Annotated in this window: 11 protein-coding genes; 8 read left to right on the forward strand and 3 right to left on the reverse strand. The window is 71.6% G+C overall.

Annotated elements, in window-relative coordinates:
• Window positions 1–94: 94 nt before the first annotated feature.
• The 3 genes from CBM2586_RS24495 (at window position 95) to CBM2586_RS24505 (ending at window position 1704) form a co-directional block, all read left to right on the forward strand.
• Window positions 95–703: a DUF421 domain-containing protein gene (locus CBM2586_RS24495; RefSeq protein ID WP_231942571.1), complete on the forward strand. Its 609-nt coding sequence runs from the start codon at window positions 95–97 to the stop codon at window positions 701–703.
• Complete coding sequence (locus CBM2586_RS24500; protein ID WP_115664156.1) at window positions 700–1275, forward strand: CinA family protein; 576 nt, start codon at window positions 700–702, stop codon at window positions 1273–1275. Before CBM2586_RS24495 ends, CBM2586_RS24500 begins: the two co-directional genes overlap by 4 nt.
• 81 nt (window positions 1276–1356) lie before the next feature.
• Window positions 1357–1704, forward strand: coding sequence for a hypothetical protein (locus CBM2586_RS24505; RefSeq protein ID WP_115664155.1), 348 nt, complete (start codon window positions 1357–1359; stop codon window positions 1702–1704).
• 100 nt (window positions 1705–1804) lie between these two features.
• Here CBM2586_RS24505 and CBM2586_RS24510 read toward each other — a convergent pair whose 3' ends face one another.
• Genes CBM2586_RS24510 through CBM2586_RS24520 form a run of 3 tightly spaced genes read right to left on the reverse strand, consistent with a single transcriptional unit; the run spans window position 1805 to window position 3300 of the window.
• Entirely contained in the window at window positions 1805–2422 is a 618-nt protein-coding gene (locus CBM2586_RS24510) for a diguanylate cyclase (protein WP_115690360.1), read from the reverse strand.
• A gap of 21 nt (window positions 2423–2443) precedes the next feature.
• Window positions 2444–2896, reverse strand: coding sequence for a DUF2383 domain-containing protein (locus tag CBM2586_RS24515; protein ID WP_115664153.1), 453 nt, complete (start codon window positions 2894–2896; stop codon window positions 2444–2446).
• A 35-nt stretch (window positions 2897–2931) separates the two neighbouring features.
• Window positions 2932–3300 carry a hypothetical protein gene (locus CBM2586_RS24520; RefSeq protein WP_115664152.1) on the reverse strand — a complete coding sequence of 123 codons (369 nt, stop codon included), beginning with the start codon at window positions 3298–3300 and terminating at the stop codon, window positions 2932–2934.
• Window positions 3301–3650: 350 nt separating this feature from the next.
• Between CBM2586_RS24520 and CBM2586_RS24525 the strand changes: the two genes are divergently transcribed.
• From CBM2586_RS24525 to malQ, 5 genes are read left to right on the forward strand one after another with little or no spacing between them, the layout of a single operon-like run.
• Window positions 3651–7076, forward strand: a complete 3426-nt coding sequence (locus CBM2586_RS24525) for an alpha-1,4-glucan--maltose-1-phosphate maltosyltransferase (RefSeq protein WP_115690362.1) — start codon at window positions 3651–3653, stop codon at window positions 7074–7076.
• A gap of 21 nt (window positions 7077–7097) precedes the next feature.
• Entirely contained in the window at window positions 7098–10451 is a 3354-nt protein-coding gene (gene treS / locus CBM2586_RS24530; protein WP_115690364.1) for a maltose alpha-D-glucosyltransferase, read from the forward strand.
• Window positions 10448–12766, forward strand: a complete 2319-nt coding sequence (glgB, locus tag CBM2586_RS24535; RefSeq protein ID WP_115690366.1) for a 1,4-alpha-glucan branching protein GlgB — start codon at window positions 10448–10450, stop codon at window positions 12764–12766. The genes treS and glgB overlap by 4 nt, the downstream gene beginning before the upstream one ends.
• Window positions 12763–14958, forward strand: coding sequence for a glycogen debranching protein GlgX (glgX, locus tag CBM2586_RS24540; RefSeq protein ID WP_115690368.1), 2196 nt, complete (start codon window positions 12763–12765; stop codon window positions 14956–14958). The genes glgB and glgX overlap by 4 nt, the downstream gene beginning before the upstream one ends.
• On the forward strand, window positions 14955–17204 hold the full coding sequence (malQ, locus tag CBM2586_RS24545; RefSeq protein WP_115690370.1) for a 4-alpha-glucanotransferase: 2250 nt from the start codon (window positions 14955–14957) through the stop codon (window positions 17202–17204). Before glgX ends, malQ begins: the two co-directional genes overlap by 4 nt.
• Window positions 17205–17276 lie beyond the last annotated feature (72 nt).

Raw genomic sequence — 17276 nt, forward strand, 5'->3', positions numbered from 1 at the left:
CTGACCTGCACCGCCACTGCATACGCATCGGGCGTGCTGGCACGGAACCTGCCCCCTTGGCGGGAAACCGACTGCGGATAGCGCAATGGAGAGCATGCAAGTCCTTGCCGAGGTGATGCGCGGGCTGCTGGGCGAAGGCGACGACCTCGCCTGGTGGCAGGCTGGGGTACGCGCCGCCGTGGTTTTCGCCGGCACCTGGGCGTTGCTGAGGCTGGCCGGCAGGCGTGCCTTTGGGCAGAAGAGCTCGTTCGACCTTTGCATCGTGCTGCTGCTGGGCGCGGTGCTGTCGCGCGCGGTGGTCGGAGCGACGTCGTTTCCCGCGGCCTTTGCCGCGGCGCTGGTGCTGGTGCTGTTGCACCGTGCCGTCGGCTGGCTGTCGAGCCGCTCCCCGGGGTTCGACCGCGCCACCGGCGGTGACGCGCTCGACCTGATGCGCGCCGGCGAACTGGACGGCGAGCGCCTGCGCGGCGCGATGCTGACCGAGGAAGACCTCAAGGCGAACCTGCGCGCAACGCTGCAGACCGACAGCTTCGACGATCTCAGTCGGGTCGTGCTGGAGCGCGACGGCAAGGTCACGTTCGTGCGCGCGCGGGATGCCGGCCAGGCCGTGCCCCCACGCAGTGCCACCGCCGCGGTCGCGCGCGGCAACGGGGTGCCTGTGAGGGCGTCGGGGGCGTCGGGGGCATCGGGGACGACGCGATGAGCCATGTCAGCGCTGGCGGCAGCGACAACCTCGGCATCGCGCGCTATCTGCTGCGCCATGGGCTGCGCCTGGTCACGGCGGAGTCCTGCACGGCCGGCCTGATTGCCTCGCGCATCGCCGAGGTGCCCGGCTGCGGCGATGTCTTGCGCTGCGCGATCGTGGCGTACTCGCCTTCCGCCAAGGAGCAGTTGCTGCACGTCCCGGCGGAGGTTATCCGGCGCCATGGCCTGACCAGCGAGGCGGTGTCGCTGGCGATGGCGCGCGGCGCCATGCAACTGACCGGCGCGGACCTGGCGATCGCCAACACCGGGGTTGCCGATGGTGGCGGCGACGGCGATATTCCCGCCGGCACGCAGTGCTTTGCCTGGGTGTTCCGCCGCCACGGCCATGCCGCACGCGACGTGGTGTCGCACGCGCAGGGCATTGCCGCCTTTACCGAGACCCGCCGCTTTGCCGGCGCGCGCAACGCCGTGCGCGAAGCCGCCGCCGACTGGGCGCTGGCACGCATCTGCCATTACCACGAACTGGCGCGCAGCGGGCATGGCCGCGATGGCAGCGACCAGCGCGCATGAATCGCCGGCGCGCCGAAACGGCAAGCCGGCTATCCCGAGGGCCCTGGGCCCGTCCGACGTAGTCTTGCAATGGAGACCATCATGAAACGCACTCTCGCCACCACGGCACTGGTCGTCGGCACCGCGCTCTGCCTGCCGGCCTTTGCGCAACAGGCACCGGCCTCGCCGAACGCGCCCAACCCCAGCGTGCCGCCGATCGAAGGTTCGCCTCCGGCCTCGCGCAGCAACCAGCCGGCCGCTACCGACATGGGCTCCGGTTCCGCCCCCGGCGCCAAGGACACCATGAAGAAATCGAAGTCCAAGTCAGACAAGACATCGACCACCGCGCGCAGCAAGAAGCCGCGCGAGCAAGGCGCGCCGGCCGCACCTACCGCCGATGCGCCAAGCGGTCCCAAGGGCGATACGCCGGATCCGGCGCCGAAGCAGTAAGCGCCCGATTGATCCTGAACACGCGGCGCGCCGTGCGCGCCGGCCGCTGGTCTGCAGCGCCCGTGACCGGGCGGTTCATCGCCTGCGCGGTTCGCGGCGCCTAGCCGCCGCCGCGCATGGCCCGCGTGGCCTGCGCCAGCAGCGCCTCGCGTTCACGCCGGCGCCAGCGCACGCAGCGCCATAGCTCCTCCAGATAAGGGAGCCCCGCCAGCAGCACCACCGCCACCAGCAAGCCTGCCAGATAGCCCGGCGGCAGCGGTTCGGCCTTCAGCGCCAGCGCCATCCGCGCCGGCTCGGTGCCGTGCCCGAACAAGGCCAGAAACTGGTCCCAGTGCAACACCACCACATACGACGCCGCAGCCAGCGGCAGCACTTCGAGCAGGCTGTGCATGTGCTGCTCCACCGGTGCGATATGGCGGCGCTGGCTGGCGTAATGCACATCCCACCATGCGGTGATCTCATGGATGACCAGCGCCGCCAGCACTACCGCGATCACCAGCGCGTCGACCTCCAGGGACAGCACCAGCAGCAGCGGCAGGCCCACTTCGGCCAGCATCAGCAGGTGCAGCAGGGATTCGGTGACACCGGCGTTGCGTTCGATCTGCGTGGCGCGGTGGCAGAGCCAGTCGCCCACGCCCGCCAGCAGCCACAGCGGCACCAGCCCGTACATCAGCACGAGCCGGGCGGCATGTTCGAAGGCATGGAGGTCGGCCGGCATGGCAGCGCTGTGGCACGCCGGCTACGGCCGCTCTTGCGGCGCGCGGTACTGCTGCCGCAGCACCCGGAACAGCTCGTGGTTCACCTGCACCCCGCGATACTGGCGGCGCACCACGGCGCGCAGGCGCGAGCCCAGCACATGCGCGCGCAGCGCGCGCGCATAGCGCCGCTGCATCGCATGCTCACGCTTGCTGATGGCCTGCACGATGGAGCGGTCGGAACTGTGCTTGCCGAGCGCCGGTGTCTCCGGCGCCTCGCCCGCCGACGGCAGCGGCAATGCCTCCGGCACCTCGCCCAGGTCGAGCAGGCACGCGCGCAGCTCATGCGCGGCCTGCGCGAAGGCATTGGCGCGGCTGGTCAGCACGGACTTGAGGTGGGGGTTGGCCGCCGCGGTGGCGGCGCTGCGGCAGCCCAGCTCGCCCTCGCGCGAGGCCGCGATCAGCGCGTTGAGCAAAAGGATTTTTTTCTTCGCCATGGCACACCTGCCTGGTCCGCGGGCGGACCGTGAAGTCACCGATCGGAGCCGGCGGCTGCCGGCGGTTGCGCGTTGGCGCCGGGCATGCGGCGCATCCCGGACTGGTCCAAGGATAGCGGCTGGGCCTGCGTGGCGCCAGCAGCAAAGGCGTGCTGCGCGGCCGCCCGCCACGCCTTGCGCGCCTCGCGCATGCCGCGCAGGTTCATGGCGATCAGCGCCAGCTGCAGCACGATCAGCGCATGGGCATCGCCGTGCCAGCCCCACGCAATCCACAGCACGTTGCTGGCCAGGAACACCCAGAAGCCGGCGCGCCGCCGCGCGATCGAGCGTGAACCGACCAGCCAGGTCGCCACTACCGTCACCACCATTGCCGGCCATTGCGCGGCCTCCAGCCACTGATCCATGGGTCCCCTTAGATGGCTTGCCGCGTGCCGGCGATGGCACGCACGGGCTTGCATGGGCTCAACAGGGGCAAGAACCATACCGGCGCGAGCACCGGGCTGGCAGCGGCCGCGCGGCCCTGCGCGTTATTTCCATCGGCGCGGCAGCCACCAGTACTTTTTACAAGCCGTAGCCGGATCTGCACATGCGCGGCTTCGCCGCACGCCCTTGCAGTGCCTCGGGCGAGCCGGCCCGGCGCCGCGCGCGGGCGCGCTGGCACGCACTTCGCATGGCAGAGCCATCCCGGCGGCTGCCGCAAGGCGCCGCTCCGGGATTTTTGTTGCTCCGCCGGAGCGAAACACCGGGAGGACATGTGCGGATCTGCCAGATCGACCTGACCGGAACGCCCGAAGCCGATCAACATGCGCTGCAGCGCGTGGCGGCACTGGGGTTCGACCACGTATTGATCGGCGGCTGGCCGCACCTGCCTGGGGAAGACACGCTTGCGGCGTGCGCCCGGCATGGACTGGCCCCCCTGCTCGATATTTCACTGGACCGCTACATGGCGGACGGCGCCGCCGGGACCGATGACCTTCCCGATGCCGCCTGGATCGATAGCGGCGCGCCCGCCTTCGCGCCGCACGAAACCGACAACCATATCCCCGGCTCGCGCCTGCGCTGGCATGACCGGCAGATCGCCGAGGCGCTGGTGCAATGGTGGGCGGCGCGGCTGCGCCTGGCGTGGGCCGCGGGCGCGGCCGGCTTCTGCTGCCGCGCGCCGGCACGCGTGCCGGGCCCGTGCTGGGCCGCACTGCTGGCGAGCTTGCGCAACGATGCGGTGCCGGAAACGGCGCGCGGCACGCCGCGCTTCCTGGCCTGGACCCCGGGGCTGACGCCGGCACAGCTGGAAGAGCTCGCGCCCGCCGGCTTCGACGGCGCCTTCTGCTCGCTGCCGTGGTGGGACTACCGCAGCGCCTGGCTGACCGAGGAAATGGCGCGGCTGCGCCGCCTCGGCCGCGTGCTCGCGGCGCCGGCGCTGGCGCCGGCGCGCCATGACGCGCTCAGCGCGCGGCGCGCGCTGTGGACTGCCGCGGCGATCGGCGACGGCATCCTGGTGCCGGCGGGATTCGAGACCGGCGGCGCGCATGCGCGCGATCCGCTGGCGCCGGACGGTCACGCGCATGAAGGCGTGCCTTACGACATCACCCATGAAGTGCTCGAGGCCAATACCTGGCTGGCCGCGCGCGACCCCGCACCGGCCCTGGCGGTGCGCCTGGTGAGCGGCCCCGACGCGCCGCTGACCGTGCTGGCGCGCCTGCCTGCCCCCGACGGCCATGGCCAAGGTGCCGATGCGGCACCGCGCCGCGATGACCCGGCCGTGCCCGAGGCCGGCCCCGCGCTGGCGGTGGTGCTCAATCCCGATCCGATGGAACCGGCCAGCCTCGGCGCCGACCGCGTGCTCAGTGCCATGCCGCATGCCAGCGCGCGCCTGGAGCCGGCCGCGGGCGGCCCGGGCGGCACCCTCGACGGCACCAGCCGGCTCGATGCGCTGTCCAGCATCACGCTGGCGCCGGCCGACATCCGCCTCTATGAAGTGCCGCCGGTGCCGCTGAGCCGGCCTGGCATGCCGCGCCCGGACGCGACCGCGCCGCACGGCCACGAAACCCTCGCGGTCACCGGCCTGGGCAGCGTGGTGGCCGCCATGGAGGCGCCGCGCATCGCCATCGAACAGGTCGAGCCCGCCTGCGACGCCGGACGCTTCGCGGTGCGCCGCGTGGTGGGCGAGCGCGTCGCCGTCAGCGCCGATATCTGGATGGATGGGCACGACAAGCTTGCCGCCGCGGTGTTGTGGCGCGCGCCGGGCGAGACCGAGTGGCGCGAGACGCCGATGCGGCCCGGCATCAACGACCGCTGGGAAGGCAGCTTCCCGCTGGTGGCGCTGGGCCGCCATGAATTCACGGTCGAGGCCTGGCGCGACAGCTACGCCAGCTGGCTCGACGAGATCGGCAAGAAGCGCGCGGTGGGCCTCGACGTTGCGCTGGAAACCGAGGAAGGTGCCCGGCTGGTGGCGGACGCGCTGCTGCCTCCGGGCGGGAACGGGAACAAGGGCAACGGCAGGAAGAGCGGCAAGCAGGGCGACCGCAAAGCCACCGGCAGCGAACTGGCCGCCATCGTCGACGAGCTGACCGCCGCCGCCGGCGATGACGAACGGCGCCTGCAGCTGCTGCTGTCCGAGCGCACCGCCGCGGCCATGCAGGCGGTGATGCAGACCCCGGCCGGACGCCCGTTCGCGTCGCGCCATCCGGTCGCGATGCCGGTCGAGGCCGACCGGCTGGCCGCGCGTTACGCCAGCTGGTACGAGCTTTTTCCGCGCTCGCAAAGCAACGACGCGCAGCGCCATGGCACCTTCGACGACGTCATCGCGCGCCTGCCCGCGATCCGAGCGATGGGCTTCGACGTGCTGTACTTCCCGCCGATCCACCCGATCGGACGCACCCATCGCAAGGGCCGCAACAACAGCCTGCGCAGCGAGCCGGGCGACCCCGGCAGCCCCTATGCCATCGGCGGCGCGGAAGGCGGCCACGATGCGCTGCATCCGGAACTGGGCACGTTCGACGATTTCAGCCGGCTGATCGACGCCGCCGCAGCCAATGGCCTGGAGCTGGCGCTGGACTTCGCAATCCAGTGCTCGCCCGACCATCCGTGGCTGCGGGACCATCCGGAGTGGTTCGCGCACCGGCCCGACGGCTCGCTGCGCTACGCCGAGAACCCGCCCAAGAAATACGAGGACATCGTCAACGTCGACTTCTACGCCGCGGCGCCGGCCGGTGCCGCGCTGTGGCAGGCACTGCGCGACGTGGTGATGTTCTGGGCCGACCACGGCATCCGCATCTTCCGCGTCGACAATCCGCACACCAAGCCGCTGCCGTTCTGGGAATGGATGATCGCCGACGTGCGCGCGCGCCACCCCGACACCATCTTCCTGGCCGAGGCCTTCACCCGGCCCAAGATGATGGCGCGGCTGGCCAAGCTGGGCTTCAGCCAGTCGTACACCTACTTCACCTGGCGCAACGCCAAGTGGGAGCTGGCCGAGTACCTGACCGAACTGACGCAAAGCCCGCTGCGCGACTTCTTCCGCCCGCACTTCTTCGTCAACACGCCCGACATCAACCCCTACTTCCTGCATCACGGCGGCCGCCCCGCATTCCTGATCCGCGCGGCGCTGGCGACGCTGCTGTCCGGGCTGTGGGGCATGTACAGCGGCTTCGAGCTGTGCGAGAGCGCGCCCTTCGTGCTCGACGGCAAGGTGCGCGAGGAGTACCTGGACTCGGAGAAATACCAGCTGCGCGTGCGCGACTGGCAGCAGCCGGGCAATATCGTCGCCGAGATCTCGCGGCTCAACGAGATCCGTGCCGGCCACCCCGCGCTGCAGAACCACCTCGGGCTGCGCTTCTACCATGCCGGCAGCGACGCGGTGCTGTGGTTCGCGCGCTTCGTGCCGGGCACCGATTACCTGTTCGGCGACGACGTGCTGCTGGTGGCGATCAACCTCGACCCGCGCACCGCGCACGATGCCGATATCGAAATCCCGCTGTGGGAATGGGGCCTGCCCGACCAGGCCGGCCTGGCGGTGCACGAGCTGATGCGCGGCCAGCGCTTCGAGCTGCGCGGCAAGCACCAGCGCATCCGGCTCGACCCGGCGCAGCTGCCGTTCGCGGTCTGGCATGTGCAGCCGCTGGAACGTCCCGCCCCCCGGCCACCTGCTGCGCCGGTCTCGACCGACCCGCACGGCGCCTGACAGGCATACGTGGAGACACGGATGAAACGCCTTACCGAAACCGCCAGCGCCGCCCTGCTAAACGCCGATCCGCTCTGGTACAAGGATGCGGTCATCTACCAGCTGCACATCAAGTCCTTCTTCGATGCCAATGGCGATGGCGTGGGCGACTTCGCCGGCCTGCTCGGCAAGCTCGACTATCTGGTCAACCTGGGCGTCGACACGGTGTGGCTGCTGCCGTTCTATCCGTCGCCGCGCCGCGACGACGGCTATGACATCGCCGACTACCGCAACGTCCACCCCGACTACGGCACCCTGGCCGACGCGCGGCGCTTTATCGCCGCGGCGCATGCGCGCGGGCTGCGCGTGATCACCGAGCTGGTGATCAACCACACCTCGGACCAGCACCCGTGGTTCCAGCGCGCGCGCAAGGCCAAGCCCGGCTCGGCGGCGCGCCGCTACTACGTGTGGTCGGACCATGACCAGGCCTACGCCGGCACGCGCATCATCTTCTGCGATACCGAGAAATCCAACTGGAGCTGGGATCCGGTGGCGGGCGCGTATTTCTGGCACCGCTTCTACTCGCACCAGCCGGACCTGAACTTCGACAATCCGCAGGTGCTCAACGAAGTGCTGTCGGTGATGCGCTTCTGGCTCGACATGGGGGTCGACGGCCTGCGCCTGGACGCGGTGCCCTACCTGGTCGAGCGCGAAGGCACCAGCAACGAGAACCTGCCCGAGACCCATGCCGTGATCCGCAGCATCCGTTCCCACCTGGACCAGCACTTCCCCGGCCGCATGCTGCTGGCCGAGGCCAACATGTGGCCGGAGGACGCGCAGCAGTACTTCGGCCTGACCGGGCCCGAGCCGGAAGGCGACGAATGCCACATGGCGTTCCACTTCCCGCTGATGCCGCGCATGTACATGGCGATCGCGCGCGAAGACCGCTTCCCGATCACCGACATCATGCGCCAGACGCCGGAGGTGCCGCCCAACTGCCAGTGGGCGATCTTCCTGCGCAACCATGACGAGCTGACGCTGGAGATGGTGACCAGCAGCGAGCGCGACTACCTGTGGGAGGTCTACGCCACCGACCGGCGCGCCCGCATCAACCTGGGCATCCGCCGCCGCCTGGCGCCGCTGATGGAGCGCGACCGCCGCCGCATCGAGCTGATGAACAGCCTGTTGTTCTCGATGCCGGGCACGCCGGTGATCTACTACGGCGACGAGATCGGCATGGGCGACAACATCCACCTGGGCGACCGCGACGGCGTGCGCACGCCGATGCAGTGGTCGCCCGACCGCAACGGCGGCTTCTCGCATGCCGATCCCGAGCGCCTGGTGCTGCCGCCGCTGCAGGGCCCGCTGTATGGCTACGAGGCGGTCAATGTCGAGGCCCAGGCGCGCGATCCGCATTCGCTGCTGAACTGGATGCGGCGCATGCTGGCGCTGCGGCGCAAGCACCGCGCCTTCGGCCGCGGCACGCTGCGCTTCCTGTTCCCCGGCAACCGCAAGATCCTGGCGTACCTGCGCGAGTTCGAGGGCGAGCACATCCTGTGCGTGGCCAACCTGTCGCGCGCGCCGCAGGCGGTGGAGCTGGACCTGTCCGCGTTCAACGGCCGCGTGCCGGTGGAGATGATGGGCGCGACGCCGTTCCCGGCGATCGGCACGCTGACCTACCTGCTGACGCTGCCGCCCTATGGCTTCTACTGGTTCGTGCTGAGTGACGAGGCGCAGCCGCCGTCGTGGCACGTGGAGGCGCCCGAGCAAATGCCAGACCAGATCACCCTTGTGATGCAGAACACGGGCCGGCCCGAGCTGACCGAGGCCTCGCGCCGGCTGATGGCCAGCGAGGTGCTGCCGCACTACATCGGCCGGCGCCGCTGGTTCGGCGCCAAGCACGAGCGCATCGACCGCGTCGCGCTGGCCTACCTGCTGCCGTTTGCGCGCGGCGGCGGCGGCGAGGACATCTACCTGGGCGAGGTCGAGGTGGGACTGCCCGGGCGCAGCGAGCGCTACCAGCTGCCGGTGGGGATCCTGTGGGACCGCGAAAGCGCCGACGGGGTCTCGCAGCTGGCGCACGGGCTGTCGATGGCGCGCGTGCGCCAGGGCAGCCGCGTGGGGCTGGCCACCGACGGCTTCGTGGTCGAACCGTTCGCGCGCGAGGTGGTGCGCGCCTTGCGCAACGGCCTGCAGCTGCACGCCGGGCACGACCTGATCCACTTCCGCGCCGAACCCGGGCTGGCCGCGCTGGAACTGGAGCGCGACCCGATCGAGTACATGTCGGCCGAGCAGTCCAACAGCTCGCTGTCGTACAACAACACCGCCGTGCTCAAGCTGGTGCGCCGGCTCTCGGGCGGCATCCACCCCGAAGCCGAGATGACGCGCTACCTGACCGTGCAGGGCTATGCCCACGCCGCGGCGCTGCTGGGCGAAGTGGTGCGCACCGGGCCGGACGGCGTGCCGCATACGATGATGCTGCTGCAGGGCTATATCCTGAACCAGGGCAACGGCTGGGACTGGACCCTCGATTACCTGGGCCGCGCCATCGACGATGCGCTGCCGTCGCAGGACAGCGAGGACGAGTTCGCCGAGGCCATGAACGGCTACGCCGCGCTGGCCGGCACGCTCGGGCGCCGGCTGGCCGAACTGCACGCGGTGCTGGCGCGCCCCACCGACGACGACGCCTTCACGCCGCTGCCCGCCACCGACGATGATGCGCGCGCCTGGGCCGGGCAGGCGCTGGAGGCGCTGCAGCGCGCGCTGGACCGGCTCCAGGCACGGCCCGCCGCCGACGCCGCCAGCCCGGCCTTCGAAGCCGATGTGCAAACCCTGATGGCCGCGCGCGAGGGGCTGCCCGGACTGGTCGAGCAGCTCGCGGCCGCGGCCCCCGGCAGCCTGCAGACCCGCATCCACGGCGACTTCCACCTGGGCCAGGTGCTGATCGCACAGAACGACACCTACCTGGTCGACTTCGAAGGCGAGCCCGGCCTGCCGCTGGACTGGCGCCGGCGCAAGACCTCGCCGCTGCGCGACGTGGCCGGGCTGCTGCGCTCGCTCGACTATGCCGCCGCCACGGTCGGCACCGACCGCAGCGAACGCACCCACAGCGAACTGCCGCCACAGCTGGCCGAACGCCGCGCGGTGCTGCTGGAGCGCTTCCGCACCACCGCCAACGAAGCCTTCCTGAACTGCTACCGCCAGCACATGGAGGCCGCGCGCATGCCCTGGGCGGCGCCCGACCAGCTGCAGCCGCTGCTCGACCTGTTCCTGCTGGAACGCGCGGCGTATGAAGTCGAATACGAAGCCGCCAACCGGGTCGCGTGGATCGACCTGCCGGCCAGCGGGCTGGCCCGCCTGCTGCGCAAGCTGGCGCCGCAGGGAGAACAGCCATGAGCCCCCCCGCCGGCACCGGCGGCACCGGCGGCACCGGCGGCACCACGCGCGCCGGCGAGCAGGCGGGACTGCTGCCCGGCCATGAACTCGACGCCCTGCTGGGCGGCCGCCATCCCGATCCGTTCGGCGTGCTGGGACCGCATCCGGATGGCGACGCCACGCTGGTGCGCGCCTGCCTGCCCGGGGCGGCGTCGGTGCAGCTGGCCGATGCCGACGGCGCGCCGCTGGCGGAGATGGAGCGCCTGCATGGCGGCGGCGTATTCGCGGCCCGCTTGCCGCGCGCCAGTGGCACCGGCGCCGGCGCCGCGGCCTACCGGCTGCGCGTGCAATGGTCCGACGGCACCGAGCAGTGCAGCGCCGACCCCTACGCCTTCGGCCTGCTGCTGGGCGAGCTGGACCTGCACCTGATCGCCGAGGGCCGGCACTTCGAGCTGGGCGCCTGCCTGGGCGCGCAATGCCAGCGCGTGGACGGCATCGACGGCGTGCGCTTCGCGGTGTGGGCGCCGAATGCGCGGCGGGTTTCGGTGATCGCCGACTTCAACGGCTGGCACCCGGCACGGCATCCGATGCGGCTGCGCCATCCCAGCGGGATCTGGGAGCTGTTCGTTCCAGCCGCGCTGGGCGCCATTCCGGGCAGCCGCTACAAGTACGACCTGCTCGACCCGCACGGCACCGAACTGCCCGACAAGGCCGACCCGCTGGCACTGGCCGCCGAAGCGCCGCCCGCCACCGCCTCGATCGTGACCGGTCCCGGCCAGGGCGCGCCCCCGTTCACCTGGCACGATGACGAATGGATGGCCCGCCGCCAGCAGCGCGACCCGTACCGCACGCCAATGTCGGTCTACGAGGTCCACGTGCTGTCGTGGCTGCGCGCGGCCAACGACGCGCAGCATGGCTGGAACATCCTGGCCGACCGGCTGGTGCCCTACGTGCAGGAGCTGGGCTTTACGCATATCGAACTGCTGCCCATCACCGAGCACCCGTTCGGCGGCTCGTGGGGCTACCAGCCGCTGTCGCTGTACGCCCCCACCGCGCGGCTGGGACCGCCGCAGGCCTTTGCCGCATTCATCGACCGCTGCCACCAGGCCGGCATCGGCGTGATCCTGGACTGGGTGCCGGCGCACTTCCCCACCGATCCGCATGGGCTGGCGCAATTCGACGGCACCGCGCTGTACGAGCACCAGGATCCGCGCGAAGGCTTCCACCAGGACTGGAACACGCTGATCTACAACCTCGGCCGCAACGAAGTGCGCGGCTTCCTGCTGGCCGGCGCGCTGCACTGGCTCGAGCACTTCCACGCCGACGGCCTGCGCGTCGACGCAGTCGCTTCCATGCTCTACCGCGACTACAGCCGCGAGCCGGGCCAGTGGGTGCCGAACCGCTTCGGCGGCCGCGAGAACCTCGAAGCAGTGGAGTTCCTGCGCGAACTCAACGCCGTGGTCCACCAGCGCTGCCCGGGCGCGCTGACCATCGCCGAAGAGTCCACCGCATGGCCCGGCGTCACCGCCAGTGTCGCCAGCGGCGGGCTGGGCTTCGACTTCAAGTGGAATATGGGCTGGATGCACGACACCCTGCACTACCTTGCGCATGAACCGGTCCACCGCGCCTGGCACCACCAGAACATGACCTTCGGCCTGGTCTATGCCTGGTCCGAAGCCTTCGTGCTGCCGCTGTCGCATGACGAGGTGGTGCACGGCAAGGGCTCGATGATCGGCAAGGTGCCGGGCGACGAATGGCAGCGCTTTGCCGGCCTGCGCGCCTATTACGGCTTCATGTGGGCGCATCCGGGCAAGAAGCTGCTGTTCATGGGCGGCGAGCTGGCGCAGTGGCAGGAATGGAACCACGACGCCGAGCTCGACTGGCCGCTGCTGGACCAGCCCATGCACCGCGGCATGCACACGCTGGTGCGCGACCTGAACCGGCTCTACCGCGAGCTGCCCGCGCTGCATGCGCTCGACCACAGTCCCGAGGGCTTCCAGTGGGTGGTCGGCGACGACAACCACAACAGCGTGTTCGCCTGGCTGCGCCGCGCGGGGCCGGACCGCCGCGAGGTGGTGCTGGCAGTGGTCAACATGACGCCGGTGCCCCGCCAGGGCTACCGTATCGGCGTCCCTTATGCCGGCGCGTGGCGCGAATGCCTGAATACCGATGCCGCCGTGTACGGTGGCAGCAACGTCGGCAACGGCGGCGCCGTGATGGCCGTCGACGTGCCTTCCCACGGGCAGCCGGCTTCGCTGGCGCTGACGCTGCCGCCGCTGGCCACGCTGGTGCTGCGCTTCGAGCAGGATGACGGCAGCGAAGGCGCCGCGACATGAGCCGCCAGTTCGCTGACCGGCTGCTGCCGGGCAAGCCGTTTCCGCTGGGCGCCCACTGGGACGGGCTGGGGGTCAATTTCGCGGTGTTCTCGGCGCACGCCTCGCGCATGGAACTGTGCCTGTTCTCCGACAACGGGCGCAAGGAACTGGCCCGGCTGCCATTGCCGGAATGCACCGACGAGATCTGGCATGGCTACCTGCCCAACGCGGCGCTGGGCACGCTGTATGGCTATCGCGCGCATGGCCCTTACGATCCCGGCCGAGGGCACCGCTTCAACCCGCACAAGCTGCTGCTGGACCCGTATGCGCGCCAGCTGAGCGGCCCGGTGCGCTGGTCCGACGCGCTGTTCGGCTACCGGCTGCAAAGCGCGCGCGGCGACCTCACGCCGGACCGCCGCGACAGCGCGCCGACCATGCCCAAGGCGGTGGTCGTCGACGAGAGCTTCCACTGGGGCGATGACCGTCCGCCGGCCGTGCCCTGGCCCGCCACCGTCATCTACGAGGCCCACCTGCGCGGCCTGTCGATGCTGCGCGACGACCTGCTGCCCCACCTGCGCGGCACCTTCGCCGCGCTGTGCGACCCGCGCTTTGTCGACCACCTGGTGCAGCTGGGCGTGACCACCATCGAGCTGCTGCCGGTGCACGCGATCCTGCAGGACCGCTTCCTGCTGGAGCGCGGCCTGCGCAATTACTGGGGCTACAACACGCTGTCGTACTTCGCCCCCGAGCCGGCCTACCTGGGCACCGGGCAGCTGCAGGAATGCAAGGTGGCGATGCGGCGCCTGCATGCCGCCGGCATCGAAGTGGTCCTGGACGTGGTCTACAACCACACCTGCGAAGGCAACGAGCTGGGGCCGACGGTGTCCTGGCGCGGACTCGACAACGCCAGCTACTACCGGCTGGTGCCCGGCGACGAGCGCCACTACATCAACGACACCGGCTGCGGCAACACGCTCAACCTGTCGCACCCGCGCGTGCTGCAGATGGTGCTGGACTCGCTGCGCTACTGGGTGCAGTGCTACCACGTCGACGGTTTCCGCTTCGACCTGGGCAGCACGCTGGGGCGCGAAGGCAACGGCTTCGACGCGGGCTCGGGCTTCTTCGACGCGCTGATGCAGGATCCGGTGCTGAGCCGCGTCAAGCTGATCTCCGAGCCCTGGGACCTGGGGCCGGGCGGCTACCAGCTCGGCAACCATCCGCCCGGCTTTGCCGAGTGGAACGACAAGTTCCGCGACGTCAGCCGCCGCTTCTGGCGCGGCGACGCCGGCCACCGCGGCGAGATGGCGGCGCGGCTGGCGGCCTCGGCCGACCTGTTCGACCGCCGCCACCGGCGCCCGTGGGCCAGCATCAACTTCATCACCGCGCACGATGGCTTCACCCTGGCCGACCTGGTCAGCTACAGCGCCAAGCACAACGAGGCCAACGGCGAAGACAACCGCGACGGCACCGACGACAACGCCAGCGCCAACTGGAGCCCGGACGGCAGTGTCGAAGGAGCCACCGACGACCCCGGCATCCTGCAGCGCCGCAGCCGCGTGGCGCAGGCGCTGATGGCCACGCTGCTGCTGGCGCAAGGCACGCCGATGCTGACCGCCGGCGACGAATGGGGCCGCAGCCAGGGCGGCAACAACAACGCCTATTGCCAGGACAACGAGCTGTCGTGGCTGGACTGGAAGCAGGCCCAGGCGCCCGGCGCGCAGCCGATGCAGCAGATGGTGCACCGGCTGCTGGCGCTGCGGCGCCGGCTGCATGCGCTGAGCGGCGACCGCTTTGCCCACGGGCGCGAAGAACCGGCGCCGGGCATTGCCGACATCGCCTGGTTCGATACCGACGGCAAGCCGCCGACGCCGGAGGAATGGGCCGATCCGGACATCCGCACGCTGGCGCTGCGGCGCGCCGCCGCCCCGCCGCAGCCGGAGCGCCCGATGCTGGGTTCGCTCGCGCAGGACGCGCCGGGCGATGCGCGCGCGGTGCAGGTGACCCTGCTGCTGCTCAACGCCGGCGACGCCGATGCCAGCTTCCAGCTGCCGGAGCCCGCGCTGCCGTGGGTACTGCTGTTCGACAGCAGCCGCCCCGAGGCCAGCGAGGCCGAACTGGCCGGCGCGCAGGTGCACCAGACCCAGGCGGTCGCCGCCCACGCGCTGGTGCTGCTGGCCGCACAGGCGCCCACGCCGCCGCAGGGGCACGCGTGAGCCGCGCCGTCAAGCCCTCGCCGCTGCTGGCGCTGGCGCTGCGCGCCGGCCTGCAGCCGCACTGGACCGATGCCTGGAACCAGCCGCGCGAGGTCAGCGACGCGGCCTTGCGGCGCGTGCTGGAAGGACTGGGCCTGCCCTGCGGCAGCCCCGGCCAGTGCGCCGCCTCGCACGCGTGGCTGGCCGCCGACGACGCGGCGCATGCGCTGCCGCCGCTGGTGACGGCGGAGCGCGGCCAGCCGGTGCTGGTGCCGTGGCCGCACACCCTGCCGCAGCGCGCCTACCGCGTGACGCTGGAAGACGGCGCGATCATCGCCGGCACCGCGGTGCGCGGCGCCGGTGCCGACGCCGCGCTGATGCGCTTGCCCGCGATCGATGTCTGCGGCTACCACCGGCTGGACCTGGGCGATGGCCATACCACGCTGGCGGTGGCGCCGCGGCGCTGCTACGGCGTCGCCGACGCGCTGCGGCATGCCGGCCGCGGCGAGGGCGACGGCGCCGGCGCGGGTTCTGCGCCGTGGGGCCTGGCGGTGCAGCTCTACAGCCTGCGGCGCGGCGCGGCCTGCGGCATGGGCGACCTGACCGCGCTGGCCGAAGGTTGCGCCAGCGCCGCGCGCGCCGGCGCGGACGCCATCGCCATCAACCCGCTGCACGCGCCCTTCGCCGCGCTGCCCGAGCGCTACAGCCCGTACGCGCCGTCCAGCCGGCTGTTCCTGAATCCGCTTTATGCCGACCCGGCCACGGTGTTCGGCCAGGCGGCAGTCGACGCCGCCATCGCCGGGCTGGGCGCGGGCGACACGCTGCAGGCGCTCGACGCCCGCGCCGAGATCGACTGGATCGCGTTGGCGCCGCTGCGCTACGCCATCCTGTGCTGGCTGTGGCAGCGCCGCGAGACCCTGCTGCCGCGCGCGGCGCTGGACGACTATGCCGCCTTCCGCGCGCGCGGCGGCACGGCGCTGCATGCGCATGCCTGTTACGAGGCGATCCAGGCCCGCCGGCTCGGCGACAGCGCCAACGGCAACAACCAGCAGGCCGCGCCGGACTGGCGCTGCTGGCCGGTCACGCTGCGCTCCCCGGCCGATGCCGCGGTGGCCGCCTTCGCGCACTCTCACGCCGACGACGTGGCCTTCCACGCCTTCCTGCAATGGCTGGCCGACGACGGCCTGGCGCGGGCGCAGCGCGCGGCGCGGGACGCCGGCATGGCCATCGGCATCATCCGCGACCTGGCCGTCGGCGCCGACCCCGGCGGCAGCCAGGCCTGGACGCGCCAGCCCGAAACCCTGGCCGGCTTCCATGCCGGCGCGCCGCCGGACCTGTACAACCCGCTCGGGCAGGACTGGGGCGTGGCGGTGTTCTCGCCGCGCGGCCTGCGCCGGCACGGCTACGCCGCGTTCCTGGAAATGCTGCGCGCCAACCTGGGCCACGCCGGCGGACTGCGCATCGACCACGTGCTGGGCCTGGCGCGCATGTGGCTGGTGCCGGCCGGGGCGCCGGCCAGCGACGGCGCTTACCTGCGCTATCCGCTGCAGGACCTGCTGCGGCTGGTGGCGCTGGAGTCGTGGCGGCATCGCACCATCATCATCGGCGAGAACCTCGGCACGGTGCCGCCGGAGCTGGATGCGGCACTGTCGGCGCGCGGCGTGCTGGGCATCGACGTGCTGTGGTTCCAGCGCGGGGCGCGCCCGAAGGACGAGGCTCGGGGTGAGTCCACGGCAGATGCCGGCGACCTGGGCGGCCGGGAAGCCGAGGCAGCGGCCTTCCTGCCGCCGCCAGCCTGGCCCGCCGATGCCATCGCCACCACCACCACGCACGACCTGCCCACCGTCGCCGGCTGGTGGGCCGGCCAGGACCTGGCGTGGCGCGACCGGCTGCGCTTGCTGGCGCCCGGCGAAACCCTGGCACAGGCGCGGGCCGGCCGCGCGCGCGAGCGCGTGGCGCTCTGGCAGGCCTTGTGCGACGCCGGACTCTGCACCGGCGCCGTGCCCCCGCCGGAACATGCGCCGCTGGACGCGGTGCTGGCCTGGGTGGGCACCGCGCGCACCGCGATGCGGCTGCTGCCGCTGGAAGACCTGCTGGGCCTGGCCGAGCAGCCCAACCTGCCAGGCACCACCAGCGGCCATCCCAACTGGCAGCGTCGGCTCGATACCGCGGTGGGTGCGTGGTTCGGTACCCCGGCCCTGCGCGCGCGGGCCGACGCATGGCGTGGCATCCGCCCCGGCGCACGCCCTCCGCCGCGGCAGCCATGAGGGCCCCGAGCCCCATTGTCACGGCAAAATGTGCCGTGTCCGAAACCGCCGTCCGGATCGATCGTGCAACTG

Source organism: Cupriavidus taiwanensis, from assembly GCF_900250115.1.
Taxonomy (GTDB): domain Bacteria; phylum Pseudomonadota; class Gammaproteobacteria; order Burkholderiales; family Burkholderiaceae; genus Cupriavidus; species Cupriavidus taiwanensis_B.

What these genes read in the sequence shown, in the direction of transcription:
- CBM2586_RS24495 (WP_231942571.1), top strand. Translation starts at nt 95, where the DNA reads ATGCAAGTCCTTGCCGAGGTGATGCGCGGGCTGCTGGGCGAAGGCGAC.
- CBM2586_RS24500 (WP_115664156.1), top strand. Translation starts at nt 700, where the DNA reads ATGAGCCATGTCAGCGCTGGCGGCAGCGACAACCTCGGCATCGCGCGC.
- CBM2586_RS24505 (WP_115664155.1), top strand. Translation starts at nt 1,357, where the DNA reads ATGAAACGCACTCTCGCCACCACGGCACTGGTCGTCGGCACCGCGCTC.
- CBM2586_RS24510 (WP_115690360.1), bottom strand. Translation starts at nt 2,422, where the DNA reads ATGCCGGCCGACCTCCATGCCTTCGAACATGCCGCCCGGCTCGTGCTG.
- CBM2586_RS24515 (WP_115664153.1), bottom strand. Translation starts at nt 2,896, where the DNA reads ATGGCGAAGAAAAAAATCCTTTTGCTCAACGCGCTGATCGCGGCCTCG.
- CBM2586_RS24520 (WP_115664152.1), bottom strand. Translation starts at nt 3,300, where the DNA reads ATGGATCAGTGGCTGGAGGCCGCGCAATGGCCGGCAATGGTGGTGACG.
- treS (WP_115690364.1), top strand. Translation starts at nt 7,098, where the DNA reads ATGAAACGCCTTACCGAAACCGCCAGCGCCGCCCTGCTAAACGCCGAT.
- glgB (WP_115690366.1), top strand. Translation starts at nt 10,448, where the DNA reads ATGAGCCCCCCCGCCGGCACCGGCGGCACCGGCGGCACCGGCGGCACC.
- glgX (WP_115690368.1), top strand. Translation starts at nt 12,763, where the DNA reads ATGAGCCGCCAGTTCGCTGACCGGCTGCTGCCGGGCAAGCCGTTTCCG.